General features: G+C 41.4%; 17 protein-coding genes. 11 read left to right on the forward strand and 6 right to left on the reverse strand.

Features of this window, described 5'->3' with window-relative positions:
• Positions 1 to 329 precede the first annotated feature (329 nt).
• The gene (gene katG, locus E0485_RS08545) at positions 330 to 2,510 is read left to right on the forward strand and encodes a catalase/peroxidase HPI (RefSeq protein ID WP_132417583.1); all 2,181 of its coding nucleotides are present in this window, start codon (positions 330 to 332) and stop codon (positions 2,508 to 2,510) included.
• An 83-nt stretch (positions 2,511 to 2,593) separates the two neighbouring features.
• Here the strand turns inward: katG and E0485_RS25080 are convergent, their stop codons facing one another.
• A complete protein-coding gene (locus tag E0485_RS25080; protein WP_165921131.1) occupies positions 2,594 to 2,758 on the reverse strand; it encodes a hypothetical protein in 165 nt (54 codons plus the stop codon).
• A 145-nt stretch (positions 2,759 to 2,903) separates the two neighbouring features.
• Between E0485_RS25080 and E0485_RS08550 the strand changes: the two genes are divergently transcribed.
• Positions 2,904 to 3,506 carry an S-layer homology domain-containing protein gene (locus tag E0485_RS08550; protein WP_132417584.1) on the forward strand — a complete coding sequence of 201 codons (603 nt, stop codon included), beginning with the start codon at positions 2,904 to 2,906 and terminating at the stop codon, positions 3,504 to 3,506.
• Positions 3,507 to 3,597: 91 nt separating this feature from the next.
• Here E0485_RS08550 and E0485_RS08555 read toward each other — a convergent pair whose 3' ends face one another.
• Positions 3,598 to 4,050: a VOC family protein gene (locus E0485_RS08555; protein WP_132417586.1), complete on the reverse strand. Its 453-nt coding sequence runs from the start codon at positions 4,048 to 4,050 to the stop codon at positions 3,598 to 3,600.
• Between the two features lie 177 nt (positions 4,051 to 4,227).
• Between E0485_RS08555 and E0485_RS08560 the strand changes: the two genes are divergently transcribed.
• Entirely contained in the window at positions 4,228 to 4,689 is a 462-nt protein-coding gene (locus tag E0485_RS08560; protein WP_132417588.1) for a hypothetical protein, read from the forward strand.
• A 29-nt stretch (positions 4,690 to 4,718) separates the two neighbouring features.
• Here E0485_RS08560 and E0485_RS08565 read toward each other — a convergent pair whose 3' ends face one another.
• Positions 4,719 to 5,651, reverse strand: a complete 933-nt coding sequence (locus E0485_RS08565) for an RNA polymerase sigma factor (protein ID WP_132417590.1) — start codon at positions 5,649 to 5,651, stop codon at positions 4,719 to 4,721.
• Between the two features lie 152 nt (positions 5,652 to 5,803).
• Here E0485_RS08565 and E0485_RS08570 point away from each other — a divergent pair, with 152 nt between their 5' ends.
• The 6 genes from E0485_RS08570 (at position 5,804) to E0485_RS08595 (ending at position 10,555) form a co-directional block, all read left to right on the forward strand.
• Positions 5,804 to 6,250, forward strand: a complete 447-nt coding sequence (locus tag E0485_RS08570; RefSeq protein WP_132417592.1) for a hypothetical protein — start codon at positions 5,804 to 5,806, stop codon at positions 6,248 to 6,250.
• Between the two features lies 1 nt (position 6,251).
• Complete coding sequence (locus E0485_RS08575; RefSeq protein ID WP_132417594.1) at positions 6,252 to 6,479, forward strand: helix-turn-helix transcriptional regulator; 228 nt, start codon at positions 6,252 to 6,254, stop codon at positions 6,477 to 6,479.
• A gap of 5 nt (positions 6,480 to 6,484) precedes the next feature.
• Entirely contained in the window at positions 6,485 to 7,186 is a 702-nt protein-coding gene (locus tag E0485_RS08580) for a DUF4386 domain-containing protein (RefSeq protein WP_132417742.1), read from the forward strand.
• Between the two features lie 102 nt (positions 7,187 to 7,288).
• Positions 7,289 to 7,885, forward strand: coding sequence for a hypothetical protein (locus E0485_RS08585; RefSeq protein ID WP_132417596.1), 597 nt, complete (start codon positions 7,289 to 7,291; stop codon positions 7,883 to 7,885).
• Positions 7,886 to 8,029: 144 nt separating this feature from the next.
• The gene (locus E0485_RS08590) at positions 8,030 to 9,892 is read left to right on the forward strand and encodes a leucine-rich repeat domain-containing protein (RefSeq protein WP_132417598.1); all 1,863 of its coding nucleotides are present in this window, start codon (positions 8,030 to 8,032) and stop codon (positions 9,890 to 9,892) included.
• 186 nt (positions 9,893 to 10,078) lie between these two features.
• Positions 10,079 to 10,555: a YiaA/YiaB family inner membrane protein gene (locus E0485_RS08595; protein WP_132417600.1), complete on the forward strand. Its 477-nt coding sequence runs from the start codon at positions 10,079 to 10,081 to the stop codon at positions 10,553 to 10,555.
• A 137-nt stretch (positions 10,556 to 10,692) separates the two neighbouring features.
• On the opposite strand, the gene E0485_RS08600 is transcribed toward E0485_RS08595, so the two are convergent.
• On the reverse strand, positions 10,693 to 11,364 hold the full coding sequence (locus tag E0485_RS08600) for a DUF899 domain-containing protein (protein ID WP_132417602.1): 672 nt from the start codon (positions 11,362 to 11,364) through the stop codon (positions 10,693 to 10,695).
• Positions 11,365 to 11,486: 122 nt separating this feature from the next.
• Between E0485_RS08600 and E0485_RS08605 the strand changes: the two genes are divergently transcribed.
• Positions 11,487 to 11,948 carry a winged helix-turn-helix transcriptional regulator gene (locus E0485_RS08605; RefSeq protein WP_132417604.1) on the forward strand — a complete coding sequence of 154 codons (462 nt, stop codon included), beginning with the start codon at positions 11,487 to 11,489 and terminating at the stop codon, positions 11,946 to 11,948.
• 25 nt (positions 11,949 to 11,973) lie between these two features.
• Here E0485_RS08605 and E0485_RS08610 read toward each other — a convergent pair whose 3' ends face one another.
• Together E0485_RS08610 and E0485_RS08615 are read right to left on the reverse strand one after the other, a co-directional pair.
• Positions 11,974 to 12,549: a DUF4062 domain-containing protein gene (locus E0485_RS08610; RefSeq protein ID WP_132417605.1), complete on the reverse strand. Its 576-nt coding sequence runs from the start codon at positions 12,547 to 12,549 to the stop codon at positions 11,974 to 11,976.
• Positions 12,550 to 12,619: 70 nt separating this feature from the next.
• Complete coding sequence (locus E0485_RS08615; RefSeq protein ID WP_132417606.1) at positions 12,620 to 13,984, reverse strand: TrkH family potassium uptake protein; 1,365 nt, start codon at positions 13,982 to 13,984, stop codon at positions 12,620 to 12,622.
• Positions 13,985 to 14,336: 352 nt separating this feature from the next.
• Here E0485_RS08615 and E0485_RS08620 point away from each other — a divergent pair, with 352 nt between their 5' ends.
• Positions 14,337 to 16,382, forward strand: coding sequence for a methyl-accepting chemotaxis protein (locus tag E0485_RS08620; protein ID WP_132417607.1), 2,046 nt, complete (start codon positions 14,337 to 14,339; stop codon positions 16,380 to 16,382).
• The last annotated feature ends 78 nt before the right edge of the window (positions 16,383 to 16,460 follow it).

Consider the following 16,460-nt stretch of genomic DNA (forward strand, 5'->3'; position numbering starts at 1 on the left):
GTGATTCACTCCTTCAATATAGATAGATAAGTATTAGTGAACTTGATATCCTATATATCGGTTATTGATTAACTAATATGAATTATGAGAATATTATACGCTCTAGGGGGTAACTTCTAACCTAGGCTTAGAGTAAACGAGTAAAGGCACCTTTGATTAGAGGGTGCCTTTGTTTCGCTTCTAGAGTAATATGGACAAGCAAATTTTTCCTAATTATCAAAATATTTAATATATTTTTGATAAATGGGTTGATTTCCATAAAAAAACATAATTAAATTAAATTAGAAATATTATTTTTTAAGTTTAATTATATTATGGGAGGGATTCAAATGGACATGGTCTCTGCAAATGCTGGACAGTGCCCGTTTTCACACGGCAGTGCAACTAGTAGCAAATCTGGTGGAACGTCGAATCGAGACTGGTGGCCGAATCAGTTAAACTTGAACATTCTTCATCAGCATGATCGGAAGTCGAACCCAATGGGTGATGATTTTAATTATGCAGAGGAATTCAAAAAACTGGACTACCAGGCTCTTAAGCAGGATCTTCGTGATCTCATGACAGATAGTCAAGATTGGTGGCCGGCTGATTACGGACATTATGGCCCTCTCTTTATACGTATGGCTTGGCACTCCGCAGGTACATACCGCACGGGGGACGGCCGCGGAGGAGCGGGAACCGGATCGCAACGTTTTGCTCCCCTCAACAGTTGGCCTGACAATGGAAACCTCGATAAAGCGCGTCGACTTTTGTGGCCGATTAAGCAAAAGTACGGGAATAAAATCTCTTGGTCTGACTTGTTTATTTTAACAGGTAATGTTGCAATTGAGTCTATGGGTGGCAAGACATTTGGTTTCGGTGGCGGACGCGTGGATGTTTGGCAACCAGAAGAAGATATCTACTGGGGTGCTGAGGCGGAATGGCTCGGAGATCAGCGCTACAAAGGCGATCGTGAGCTAGATAATCCGCTTGCCGCCGTTCAGATGGGTCTTATCTATGTAAACCCGGAAGGCCCGAATGGTAATCCGGATCCACTGGCAAGTGCTCGCGACATCCGTGAAACCTTCAAACGAATGGGGATGAACGATGAAGAAACGGTCGCACTCGTAGCTGGCGGACATACATTTGGCAAGGCACATGGCGCAGGAGATGCTGCACTTGTTGGTCCAGAGCCGGAAGCTGCTCCAATTGAAGCACTTGGCTTAGGTTGGGTAAGCACACACGGATCTGGCAAAGGCCGTGACACCGTCACCAGCGGTCTTGAGGGGGCTTGGACTCCGGATCCGACTCAATGGGATAATGGTTATTTTGAAATGTTGTTTGAATATGAATGGAAGCTTACGAAGAGCCCGGCAGGCGCACATCAGTGGGCTCCTGTTAATCCTGATCAGGATCATCTTGCACCGGACGCTGAAGATTCCTCCGTTCGCGTTCCAACAATGATGCTCACTGCGGATTTGGCATTGCGTGTAGATCCTGAATATGAAAAAATATCTCGCCGTTTCTATGAGAATCCGGAAGAGTTTGCAGATACATTTGCACGTGCGTGGTTCAAACTCACACACCGTGATATGGGTCCACGTGCAAGATATCTTGGCCCGGAAGTTCCAGAAGAAGATCTGATCTGGCAAGATCCTATACCAGCTGCCCACAATAAATTAACGGATGCAGAAATAGAAGATCTTAAAACAAAGATCATGGACTCTGGACTTACAATCAGCGAACTCGTAACAACGGCTTGGGCTTCGGCAAGCACTTTCCGCGGCTCTGATATGCGTGGCGGTGCGAATGGTTCCCGCATTCGTCTTGCTCCCCAGAAGGATTGGAAAGTGAATCAGCCTAAACAACTTACCAAAGTGCTACATATATTGGAAGGCATTCAAGATGAGATGGATGGCAGAGTAAGCTTGGCTGACCTTATTGTACTGGGCGGTAGTAGCGCAGTAGAAAAAGCTGCACGAGATGCAGGATTTGATGTGACGGTTCCTTTTGCTTCTGGACGTGGAGATGCAACTCAGGAACAAACGGATGTAGAAAGTTTTGAAGTGCTAGAGCCAATTGCTGACGGTTTCCGTAACTATCAGAAGAGGCAATATGATGTAAGTCCGGCAGAACTTCTAATAGATAAGACGCAGCTGCTTAACCTAACAGCATCTGAAATGACAGTGCTTGTTGGCGGCATGCGTGTTCTGGGTACTAACTTTGATGGTACAGAACACGGTGTGTTTACCGATCGTGTAGGTACGCTCACGAATGACTTCTATGTTAATCTGCTTGATATGGGAATTCAGTGGAAGCCTGTAGACGGTGAAGTATACGAAGGACGTGATCGTAAGACAGGTGAAGTCGTGCGTACAGCGACTATCGTTGATCTCGTATTCGGATCAAACTCTGTTCTTCGTGCCATTGCAGAAGTGTATGCGCAAGAGGATAACAAAGATAAGTTTGTTCGCGACTTTATTGCAGCTTGGGTAAAAGTAATGAATGCCGATCGTTTTGACATGAAATAAGCGTTATTTACACATATAAATTAGTGAAGGCACCCGATCGGGTGCCTTTGGTTTTTCTAGCTTATGGTACATCCTCATTTGCCTTATTCTTTATTTGCAGAAGACTGTTGTGAGGATTGGTTTTGTTCAAATACTTGTGCAGCTTCCTCTGCGGAAAATTCAACGTCGTCCTTGCCAGGAACAGGCAGTTTGTTTAATGGGCTCGTCTGGACTTCCGCTTTCGTTGATTGATTCTGATTGTTAGCCATGTAGGGACTTCCCTCCGTATTGTAATATGAGTCAAGTGTTAGGATTCCACTTTAGGCGTATTTTATCCCACAATAATTTAAGCCTTCGCCCCGTCTTACGGCTATCGTTTCTCGCAGCGGAAAGTATTTCGCGGTAGTGAGTAGCTTGACGAACAGCACGTACGCCTTGATCTTGCACCAGATGACATTCGTGGATGTGGAAGATCATTGGTCCAAAGATGCAGTGAACGACATGGCGTCGCGTTTGATCGTGAGCGGTTTTGACGAGAAGAACTACCAGCCGGATGCAGCCATCACTCGTGCTGAGTTCACAGCGATCCTCATTCGGGCGCTAGGACTTTCGGATAACGGGAAAACTTCTACATTTAGCGACATCCAATCGAGCGACTGGTACGTCGGCGCAGTGGCGAAAGCGCAGGAGTACGGTATTGTTAGTGGGTATGAGGATGGATCGTTCGGCGCGAACAAGACGATTACCCGCCAAGAAGCGATGGTCATCATCGCACGAGCGATGAAGCTGGCTCAGCTGTATACCGGCATCCACGGCTCGGACGTAGACGCTGTTCTTGCTCCGTTTACCGATCACTCGGAGATAAACACATGGGCGAAGCAATCGGTAGCCGCGGTGGTAGAAAGCGGGCTGGTGCTTGGCTCCGATAAGAGACTGATGCCGACAGACAGCATCACGAGAGCGGAGACAGCAGCCATTGTACAACGGATGTTGAAGAAGGCCAAACTGATTGATTAACTATAAATTCCAGGTAAGCACTTTAATACAAACCTTAGGGCATCCAGTATTGGATGCCCTAATTTTTTTTAAAGATAAGGATTGCCATAACTTATGCTGATGTAGGATCCTGCCACACGTTAAATTTGTTTCCGTCGGGGTCTTTGAATTTAAACTGTAAACCACAGCTGTCATAGTCAACGAGTGGTTCAACATCGACGCCATTTTCACGAAGCCTCTTATGAAGTTCAACAATGTTCTCGACTTCAAAAGTCAATGAGAACATTTCATATCCTTCTCCATCCCATTGATTGGTAATAAAGTTTGCTGTTCTTTTGTCGAGGGATTCAAGCAAGAACAACCATTGTCCATTTCCCAAGATCAGTATAGCTCCATCAGTGGAAGTGCTCGGACGGTTCCTTACTGTCAAGCCAAAAGTCTCCTCATACCATTTGGTCGCAAGCTCCACATTAGAAACAGGCAAGTAGTTGCAGAGAACACTCTTTAACATAGGCTTTGGTGTTACTTGCTGCTGCTGCGATACGGTTAATTCTTTTTCGTTCATATTCATTCAACCTCTCAAAGTAATGTAGTTTCAATATATAGACGACTCAATGTCATCAAATCCGTCGTAACCATAATATTTTTTTAGGCTCATTTTCTGTGTTCAATTTATTCATAGAAACATTAAAGAGTTTTGAACCGTCTAATTAGAATAACAAGCTTTGGGAGGTAATGTGATTTGAGAAGAGTTATTCTAACGGCATTATCCGTAATTTTTATATCTTCGCTTCTTTTTGGCTGTCAATCTAAAGAAAATATATCTACTGGAACCGCTGCAAATCCATCTACTAAATCGGAAAACAATAAAAAACTATCAATCGACGGTAATCTTAAAAGCGTCAGTATTTCAAAACTGGAAGGCTTCAATGAAATCAGCTTTCATGATAAAGAATCCCTAAAAGACTTTCAGAATATCCTTTCAAGTGCAGTAAAAGAACCAGGCATAGTGGATATGGTTTCCCCCGAATTTTCGTTGGAAGTCATTTACGACAAAGAAAATCACCAAAGTTTGTATTTATGGATAGGTGAAAAAGGACAAAAAAGTACTTTTATGAAAACAGAAGATACACACATCATTTATACGGTTACAGAAGAGGAGACCAATAAATTGATTGAATTAGTTGAATCACGCTTTAATTAAGACTTCGTATGAAGTCTTTTTTTACGTTCTTAACTATTTTCTACGGCACAATATTTATTTCCGTCAGGGTCGTAAAATGCAAAAAGCTTGCCGAATAATTCATGTGTCTCAATCGAATCGGTCATAACCCCACAGTTGTTTAATTGTGACCATAGATCAACAAGATTAGAAACGGAAAAAGTTAAAACAGGCAGATTGGTTGGAGAATTGGAGTGTCCTTCAAGCAGAAACAATTCATGACCGGATTCCAATATCGGATTGCCATGGATGTTCATGTTTAAGTGAAAATGGCGGACAAACCAGTCTGTTGTTTTTTTTCTATCTGTAACAGGGATATAGAAATGCCCCATCCTTTTCAATACTTGTTCGCTAACCCTTTGTTCAAAATCACGACCAAGCCGATACGGGCGGAAATAAACTTCGAAATCGTCTGCAAGGAAGCGTTGTAGTGTTTCCCTGGTACGACGTATGCGGCTATCCACTGCGGATACGGACATATTCAGGAACTGACTGATTTCTTTTATCGACCAATCGCTTAAATAGTGAAGAACAATGGCGGTTTTACTTTTTTCCTCCAATGTTTGCAAGGCTCTACCAATTGAATCTTGAATGACATGCTGATCAAGCCATGATTGGACATCGTTCGTATTTTGAGCAATGGTTTCGTTGTAAGGGAGAGTTCGTTTTTTCTTTTTTGCAAAATCCAGACTTGTTCGGTATGCAATGGAGTATAGCCAACTACCGAGCCGAGCTGGGTCTTTCAACGTATGCAGATTATTGTGACACTTTACAAAAGCTTCTTGTGTTGCATCCTGAGCTTCATGAAAATCCCCTAATACGCCATAAGCAACAGAAAGCAGGGCATTAGAATAACGAAGAACAATCATGCGAAAGGCTTCGAAATCACCATTCTGTGCATCGATTAGTAATTGTTGGTCGGATTGGGGTGTATATTCATTCATCGTTTATCACCGTCCATTTCCGAACTTATTCTGCCAGCGGACTGTGAATTCCTGCTTTTTATTTTTTTGTAAAATAGGGTTGACTTCATGTATGGTTTGTTTTACATTATGTATATCAAGTTTTACTTTGGCAAATAAAGGTGGTGTCCTGAATGACTTATCAGGAGAAGAAGAGTATCGTATCGTTAATTAGCGCTATACTCATTTTTGCAGTTTATTCCCTGTACATGTACCCAAAGTATCCCGTAGAAGCACTGGATTTAAAGGAAACCTTTCATTACTGGGGATCCTTTGTCCTCGTTTTGACGGTGGTATCTATCGCAGCGCATATCGTGATTAGCATTATTTTCAACATTATCTTTCGCATGACGACGGGTGAGAAGGAACCTACATTTGCGGATGAGCTGGATAAGCGCATTGACTTGCTGGCCTTCCGAAATTCATTTGCTGTGTTTATCATTGGTTTTCTTCTGGCTATGGGTTCCCTGGTTATGGATCAGCCTTTGGAGGTAATGTTCATCATCTTGATCCTCTCTGGCTTTCTTTCGGATGTAACCGGATCGCTATCGAGATTGTATCACTACAGGAAAGGAGTCTAAGATGGGTAAAAATCTTGTTGGCAACCACATCAGAAAATTACGATTTAACCATAATGAAATGACCCAGCAGCAGTTGGCTGACAAGGTGAGCGTAACCAGACAAACGATTGTGGCCCTGGAGAAGGGCAACTACTCACCGTCCTTGGAATTGGCTTTTCGAATTGCTCTTGCCTTTAACTTGCCGCTCGAAGAAGTATTTTTCTACGGTGAAAATACGGAAGGGGAATAGTGAAAATGAATTTTAGTGCCAAGACAGCATCCAAAATTGTAGGTGTTCTGTTTATCCTCGCAGCCGTTACATCAATTATAGGAGGGCTTATCTTATACAAGCCAATCCTGAATGATCCCGATTACCTGATTCAAGGTTCCGCGCACGCTAATGAGGTGGTGCTTGGTGCGATCATGGAATTGATCCTTGTCGTTTCGGCTGTTGGCACTGCTACCACCATGTTTCCTTTCTTGCGAAAATACAATGAAACGATTGCTCTTTGGCATGTATGTTTCCGTTTTATGGAGGCTGTTGTCATTACGGTCGGGGTGATCAGTGTACTGTCCCTGTTGGCTTTAAGCCAGGACTATGTAGCAGCCGGTTCGCCGGATATCGCTTCTTATCAGGTCTCGGGCAAATTGCTAAAAGCTGTGCATGACTATACATTCTTGCTTGGACCTAATTTATTTCTGGGCATTAATACGATGATGTATAGCTATATTTTTTATAAATCTAAGCTTGTACCCCGATTTATTCCCGTATTGGGTTTGACAGGATCAGCCTTGATTCTTCTTGCTGCTATGTTAGAGATGTTCGGGGTGATTGAGCAAGTCTCTACATGGGGTGCGATCTTGGCGCTTCCGATATTTGCAAATGAAATGATCCTTGCGGTGTGGCTCATCACGAAAGGGTTTAATGTATCTGGAATCAATTCAAGCAAACACTAGGCTAATTTTAACGAATAACTTCATTCAAGGTCATATTCCTCCATATCACAGCATAGTAATTCGGTAGTTATTAAAATATGACTTTGAAGGAAGGTGATAAATTTGACAAATAGTCAGTTTGTTCGTTCTTTCGCTATGTTGGGCATTATTGGTTTTGTAGTAACTGTTGCAAGCGTTATTATCAACATTGTTACTGATTCCACATCACTTGTCGGAAACTATTTGAATATGTTCGGTTTGATTTTTGTTGTGTTTGGGGTCATGGCGGCTTATTTAAGTCAAAAGGAGGATCTGGGGGTATTCGGGTTTGTCAGCTTTGTTATTGTGTTGATAGGGTTTATATGGTCAATATCCATTGTCGCTGTACATTCATTTGCTTTCTCAGTGATTAATGATCTTGGGCCATCGATGAAAATTAATGAGCTTATCAGTACGGAAATGCCATCACCAATTAAAGAGGCTCTGATTACTTCGTCTATCGTGGGTGCAGTCGGTTCGTTACTTTTTGGTTTGGTCATATCATTCAAAGGTACAATTATGCGTTGGCCCGGCTTATTGCTTATTTTAGCAGCTGTAGGTTCAGCATTGGAATTTGTAGATCAGCTCTTTAGCTTTTTAGGTTTCATTCTCTCCTTAATAGCCGTTCTTTGGATGTCCATTAAAGTGTGGACACAGGGGATACGCCTGAAACAAAGTTAACTTTATAGCACAAATAGTTTGGAGAATATAAAGTGGACCGGATAAAACGAATGAGTTTTTCCGGTCTTTTTGCTATGCTAATTCCTGTGTAGTTCCAGCATATGGTATTATAAGGGTGTTGTTATGAATTAGGAGAGGTAGCCAGTGGAATTAATTAAATTAACTTGTCCAAATTGTAATGGGAAAATTGAATATAAAGAAGGGCATACATTCAAATGTCCTTATTGTGAAACGGAATTGTTGTTGAAGGAGAATAACGTAACGATTAATAATTATTATGGGACGTCTCCTGTTAAAACCACAACACAACCAAATACGAATACGAATTTGAAGAAGCTGTTCCTTTTACCGATCATACTCATTTGTGCAATCGTAGGATATTTTCTTGTGAACAATAATCAATCAGAAAACACTAGCGTAGCAAAAGTAATGATTCGAACAATGCCTGAAAGCGAAGTCCTTTTGTTCTTTTTAAAAGATATTTTGAATAAAGGCGAAGCGATGCCTACAGAAGAAGAAATCGCAACTATTCGTTATTTGTCTACTCACCGTGTTAATAATGAGTGGCACTTTGCTTACAGCTTTGATGATCCTTTTACGAATAAGGAAACTGAAATTTCGGACTATGTAATTACGGATAAGCTATTAAATACACAAAGAATCGAACAAAAAGACTTTGAGGCATTTAGTGGACTAACGGTATTAAATCTGATGGGTGAATACGAAATTTCACAAAGTCAGAAAGTTAGTTTCAGGCATATGCAAGGTTTGAAAAGCTATACAGGTGGGTTTAATGAATCATTTCGTTCGATTGCTAATTATTTTGGCGATAAGGCAAAAATAGTAGAACTCTCCACACAAATTCGAAGTAATGAGGAAATGGCTTTATTATTAGAGTTTCCGAATTTACGTTCGCTAGCAATAACATATGTTGATGAGTCGGTTACAGACTTCCAACTGCTCAATCAACTTCCGTTAAAATCATTATCAATAGCGCTTATCAATGATTTGAAGTGGTTGTCTTCTTTAACTAGTTTAGAGTCATTAACAGTAGATAATACTGAAGCGACCGATTTCAGCTCATTATATGCACTGAGTCAATTGCAAGAGCTGAAGCTTTTGTATGTAAGAAATTTAAAAACGCTTGATTTTATACAAAATATGCCTAACCTGCAATCGCTAGATCTTGATAATGTTAACATTACGAATTTGGAACGTCTTAGAAATAAGCTGTCGTTGACGAATCTACGTTTATCTTCCCTCTATAAAATGGAATCTATTGAGGTTGTGAATAGCTTGACTTCGCTGACTGAATTATCGATAAACGGCTATAGTGGCACTGTATCATCGATCATATTACCAAATTTAAAGAGAGCTAAATTATCAGGTTCTTTCATACCTAAGTTAGAGGCGCTAGCTTTAAAATCTTTAACTGTTTACATAAGAGGGACAGATTATTTGGATGGAGCAGATTTAGTAAAACACCCGCAGTTAGAGCAACTATCATTGGTAGAGCATGGAAACTTTACAGGTATCCGTTCATTAAATCATCTACCCCGTTTGCAAACAATAAATCTAAATGAGACGGTATTTTACGATGAAATGAATGCGTTGTTCAATTTGCAGCATGTAAAAACGTTAAATTGTAATGAATGTTGGTTCCAAATCAATAGTCAGGATCCATTTGCAAATAACACGCTGGAACATTTCACTTTGAATCATGCATCTTTTCGAATAGGTAATGGTGACTGGTTGCATGAAATAGATAAGGTGATGCCTTATTTTGCTGATTTTACAGCCCTGCGTTCATTTACAATGCAAGACAGCTCACTTGAATCGCTAAATTTCATGAAAAATTGGAAACAAATTGAGGTGCTTCACTTAGAAAATAACGCTATTTCAAATGTAGAGCCCCTAGTGAATCTGCCCAACTTACAGAAGCTATATATTTTAGGGAATCAAGTCCAGAACAAGTCTGTCCTAGATAAGGGAATTTTGATTTATTAGAATGAGAGAGAAATAGAAGCCTCTGTTCCGGTTGACGGAATTAGAGGCTTTATCTATGCTTTTACAGAGTTCCAATAAAAATATTACCGGAATAACTAATATAGTGTAGAATTATATCGATAGGCCAATGTATAGTGGAGAAGAATGCAGCACTATTCTATTCTAAAGTCGGGAGTGAATTGACAGATGATTCAGAAATATCGTAGACGTAACACACTTGCTTTTACGGCAGTATCGTATTTTGCTTTGGCTGCAGGTCTCTTTCTATTCTGTCTAGGAGTGTACAACGCAGATTGGGAATTGAACGTGAAAGGGTATTATCTGCTTTGCATGGTATTAATTACGATTTGCTGTATCGTTGTGCAAAAAGTAGTTCGAGACAATACGGAAGATAACGAAATTCGTTTGGAAAACCCGAAACACCGGATGCGGAATACAGTAGCTTTCACAGGTATGTCTTTTGCAGGTTTGATTATCGGGTATGGGATGTTTTTAATTGGCCTTTACAACGCTCCATTTGAACTAAATGTAAAGGGGTATTACATAGCTGTTATTCTTTTGATTTCATATAGCGCAATTGGCGTTCAGAAAGTGACAAGGGATAACGCGGAAGATAAAGAGATTCTTGCCGAGCAAGATGCTAGAAGGGATATTCAGGCGTAAAAATAATTGCCTGCGCTATCGAACGGCTGCGGCGTGCGGCCAACAATCTTGGCAATATCAAAAATGGGACTCGGCGCAATCGCGCGCTGGGTCCCATTTTTGTGATCGGCTGGTCGAACTTAGGCTAATTGATCATGTCAGACTTCATATTCGTCATGTAGACGCCACCATGTATATGGCGGGGTTTGAGGCCACCCCTCAGGCGAATCCTCCCAATCTTCCTGACGGCCGAAGGGTGTAAGGTCGAGGAAGCTAAAGTCGGCTCTGATCCGATCGACGCCGCGTCCCGTCGTATAATAGGTGCGAAAGACGCTGTCGCCATCACGGAGAAAGACACTTAGGCCGAATCCCTTACCCGCACCGCAGTCGACGTTGAAGTTGTCGCCGTTCGAAGAATACCAGGGCACCGTCCAGCCCATGCGTTCCCTGTAAGGTTCAATCTGTGATAGTGGCGCAGGGGAGACTAGAACGAAGGTAGTATCACGGGCGTTCAGATGGGCGAGATGACCAATGTTGTCAACGAAAGACGAGCAGCCACGGCAACGATGGTCGGAGCCTGGATCCATCATGAAATGATAGACGATGAGTTGGCGACGTCCGTCGAATAGATCAGGAAGGCTTGCTGTACCGTTCAAACCCTCGAAGACGTATTTTTTTTCGATCCGGACCATCGGCAGTCTTCGGCGCTCTGCGGCTAGTAGGTCTAACGCACGGGTGAGTTCCTTCTCTTTAACAAGCAGTTTCTCGCGAGCCATCTGCCACTCGTCTTCTGAAACGATATGCGGAAATGCCGTTTTATTCGTTGTCATTTCGTTCCTCCATTCAAATTATTGTAATATTTAAAATATTTTGCGTGGGAATAGTATATACTTTTCACTTTTATAATGCAAGTGATATTGCTTTTATTATGCAAGCATGATATGTTCCTCTTATGAAACGTTCAGATAACAAATCACATTGCCCGATTAATTTTTCTCTGGAGACCTTTGGCGATAGCTGGTCATTGCTGATCATCCGTGACATGGTATATTTTGGCAAGAAAACATATGGGGAGTTTCTAGAGTCTGATGAAGGCATTTCTTCAAACATACTTGCCAGTCGCCTTGTTCATTTAGAGCAGAGAGGCTTGATTGTTAAAAAGCCTCATGACACAGATAAGCGAAAAGAGGTTTACCTACTTACTGAGAAAGGCTTAGATTTAATTCCTATCCTGCTTGAGTTGGCCGACTGGGCCGCAAAGTACGACTCAGAGACTGATGCGCCGCAGAGTTGGATTGCCGCAGTGAATTCCGATCGAAAATCGATGATCAGCCTAATTCGTGATACTGTGAAAGACGGTGGTTCCGTTTTTTCAGGTTCCAATAGCGTTGTCAGTAAATTAACGATGACATAATAAAAATAGACACTGGTTAAAGTGTCTATTGGTTTTCTTTTATTTTCTCTAATTCAGCTTTTAATTTAGCGTTCTCTTCCAATAACTTTAGTAAGTCTGAGACATCCTTTCCAGAAACCCAGCCGTACAGATCGTCTCTTCTTGCATACTCTCGCATTTTATCATGAATAACCAACTTAATGTGCTGTTCATTTTCAGCATAGAATGTAGGTGTTTCTTCTAATACGGATTGCTTGAACTCTTGGAGCCTCTCATAGTATTCCCCTAATACAAAGTCGTAAGGCTTTTGCCTTAATGCTTCATCTGTGACAATAAAGGCAAATCTAGGTTTACCTACTTCTCCGGCATAATCATATTCCCAGTGCGTATAACTCTTTGATTCATCAGGAAGCGTTAAACCATAGAATCCTCCGAGAATGAGAATATATACATCAGATTCATCGATCCATCTTTTTCTCATTTCGATTGGACTTTCCTTGAAAAATTGCTCAATTCCAGCAGGAATGTGGCCAGTTTTGAGCACTGCTTCAACAGCGGCATGTCTCTCCTCAACTAAATCAGCATAAGTAGACGATATGTAGACTTGCAATTTTTTTCTCATAGGTCACCTTTAGGATTGGAGATTTTTTAGAATCCAGAGTACCTCGAAGGTCTCTGGATTTCTCTAGTAATTACCCCGTAATCACTTTTTCTTTTGGATAATGGAGCTTTGCTTTCTTTTGCTTGCCGCCAATGATAAACAAGAAGGAAGTTAAACCAATTCTACCAATGAACATCAAAACCATGAGGATGCATTTTGCAAAAATACTAAGATCGGGAGTAATCCCCATAGATAAGCCTACTGTACCGAAGGCAGAGCAAACTTCTAAAAATATGGCAAGAAGATCAAGCTGTGCATCCGAAATGCTTATGGCGATAACCGATATACAGCACATGATAATAGCTAATAGCGTAATGGCTAACGATTTTATAATATCATCCTGATGAAGCTCTCGCTTAAATACTTTGACTTCACGGTTACCTTTGGCAAAGTGATAAATAAATAGAATATTTAAAGCAAATGTCGTCGTCCGAATTCCCCCACCTACAGAATTTGGGGATCCTCCAATAAACATGAAAATGCTCATTAGAAGCAGTGTCGGCATAGAAAATTGGGTAATATCCATTGTAGTAAGCCCGGCGCTTCTCGTCGTAGCTGTTTGAAATAGGGCATAGAAAAAGCTTTCATGCCACGTAAAATCTTTAAAATAATGATGATATTCAAATACTAGAATTAGGACTGTTCCAACAATAAGTAGAATAGCATACGTAAATGTCGTCAATTTTGTAAATAATGAAAAGCGAAAAGGATTTTCAAGCTGTAATCTTTTTCTGGATAAATACGCCTTTACTTCAATTAATACAGGGAACCCGATTGAACCAAAAATGATTAGCAAAATCGATACCACTTGTACAAAATAATCGCCAGCAAAAGGTTTAAGGGATTGTCCGGTTATATCCAACCCAGCGTTTGTTGTAGCAGTGACTGATGCAAACAAGCCATGTAGAAACGCTTCTTCCCAGGTTGGAAAATATCGCAAGAAATGAAGTCCCAAAATGAGCGCACCTATAAGCTCTGTTAGGAGAATAATCTTTAGGATTTCTTTTACTAATTTAACGAGTCCCGATAAGGCGAATTGATTATTATCAACCATGATCAGTTTGCGTTCGCGCAACCCAATTTTTCGGCCCATAAGCAACCAAAAAAACGTGCCCATCGCCATAATGCCAATACCCCCAAATTGCAGTACGAGCATAATGACAAAATATCCAAATACACTATAGGTTTCCGAAATATTAAATACAGTCAAACCTGTATCACTTACCACACTCACAGCGGTAAAGACTGTATCAATAAATGTCACTTGAACCCCAGGTTTATGCACTGCTGGAATACAAAATAATAAAATAGATATGATTACCGCGAGTAAATAATAACCGGTTATTACCTGGGCAGGTGACCGTTTCTCCAGCCAAGCCCGCATGTTACCAAACATGGATTATACCCCTTCAATTTTGTTCTTGTCGTGTCAATATTATCTTCAACCATTCCACGAACCATACTTGGTTCTGATCACCAAACATACGTAGGTGAAAAGTATATCATACACCTTACTTTATCGGTTGTATAGGGAGAAAAATCCAGAAATTTACTCTGCGTTTTTCTTTGTCGAATAAATATTTTGAAATGTCTAATATTAGCAGAAAATGTTGAGAAATGTAAGTTAAAGGTGTATATTAATACGGTAAAAATTTCCTCAACTTACCATGGACTGTCAAATCTTTATTCGGCAGTCCGCATTTTATTCAACATTGGAAATCGACATCTATGACTAAGGAGTGTGAAGGATGAAAAGTTCTGGATTCATTCAAAAATTAAAGGAAGGGGTTCGTAAAGTTACGGATCTATTTATCGGTAGGCTGCGAAATAGAATCATAGTCTTGTTTCTAATGGTGGCACTAATCCCGTTGGTTGCGACATCGATCTATATTGTGAATGAGGCTTCATCGGCGCTTATCAATAAGCAGAAGGAGAGCTACGAAAAGCTTGCTATCGGTACGGCCGACATCGTGGATGAGTATATCGAACAGCGGATGACGGAAGTCAAAATTTTGGCTGCTACGACAGATATTAAATCAAAGGATTTAGTGGTAAAATCAAAATTTCTAAAAAATTTTGCGGAAAACACCGATGCTTTTGATGGTATAACATATACCAATTCAGATGGAATTGTTTTTGCAGATACGTTTGGGAGTAATTTCGGGTCTGACCTAAGTGACAGGTGGTATATTAAGGACGGATTAGAGGGTAAAGACTCCTACAGTGAGGTGGTAATCGCCAAATCTACTGGAAAACGATCTATTATCGTAGCAACGCCAGTAAAAGGAGAGGATAATACGATCACAGGTGTTCTTTCCGGGCTAATCGATTTTGAAGAACTCATGAAGAAATACACTTATGATTTATATATCGATGACGGAGCGGGCTATCCTATTGTTGTAGACTCGAAGGGAGTGATCCAGCTCCATCCGAATCAAGAGCTAATCGGGAAAACGGTTAGCGAATCAGGAGTTTCGCAAGGCTTGGCACATATTATGCAATCCAAAGGGACAAGATCGGGTGACACTACATACCAAGACGGAGGAAATACATTTATCGTTATCCATGCTTCTATGGAGGACTCAGGGTATGAATTGTATCTCAATCTCCCTCAAAAGGCGATTACGGAAGAGGTTGATTCCGTTAAGAAAGAAATTACGATCGTAGTATTGATTGTCATGATGGTAGTCAGTGCTATAGCTTATTTTGTTAGTCGACAAATATCTAGACCGATTATGGAGGTCGCTTCTGTTACTAAACGCATATCCACAGGAGATTTAACGGTATCTGCATTAAAGATCCGTACCCGTGACGAGGTCGGTCAATTATCTCAATCCGTCAATGCGATGGTAGAGAATTTGCGTGGCTTTATTTCTAAAGTTCAGTTTACGGCAGAAGAAGTTGCTACTTCGGCTGAAGAGTTATACATAAACGCTGAACAAGCGAGCAAAGCGACTGAGCAGATTGCAACAACCATCGAACAAATGGCTGAAGGCACGGATCAACAGCTTCGTGATACCGAAGCGAGTGTCAGCACGATCACAGAAGTGGCTGAGGATGTGCTGCAGGTCGCCGCTAATGCACAGCAAGTGACGGATTCTGCGATGCAGACATCCAGAACCGCAGGAGAAGGAAACGAGGAAATTCTGACTGTTATTGCGCAGATGCACGCTATACAAGAGACAGTAACGCGAATTGCAGATATTATTTCGAATCTGGGAGCAAGATCAATTGAAATTGAAGATATGGCCAAGGTTATTTCTGAGATGGCTGCTCAAACGAATCTGCTGTCACTCAACGCTGCCATTGAGGCCGCTCGAGCAGGGGAGCATGGCCGCGGCTTTGCTGTTGTTGCAGATGAAATCCGCAAATTGGCGGAGCACTCCGCTCGCTCGGCAGGGCAGATCGGACAGCTTGTCTCTGCGATTCAAAGTGAAACTCATCTTGCCGTCGAATCGATGGCCCAGGGAACCAAAGAGGTAGGCCTAGGTATTGAAGTAGTCGATCATGCTGGCAAATCGTTCGAAATTATTCAACAATCCATTAATCAAGTAGCGGCACAAATTCAAGAGGTTACTGCTTATTCCCAGCAGATGCAATCAAGCACTGAGCAGGCTGTCGCGATCGTCAGCCAAATCTCTGAAGTAGCTAAACGTTCAGCTGACGGCACGAAGGACATTTCAGCCGCAGCGCAAGAACAGCTAGCGTCGATTGAGGAAGTCAACTCATTCTCAGGATCCTTGGCTACGATGGCTGAAGATCTGCGGAACATCGCAAAAGGGTTTAAGTTATAGAATACAATGAAGGGCATCGTCTAGTCATAGAGGATGTCCTTCTTTCATTAGATATAGCAGGGAACCTTACATCAATAT

Source organism: Paenibacillus albiflavus, assembly GCF_004344915.1.
In the GTDB taxonomy this organism is placed as follows: Bacteria; Bacillota; Bacilli; order Paenibacillales; family NBRC-103111; genus Paenibacillus_AM; species Paenibacillus_AM albiflavus.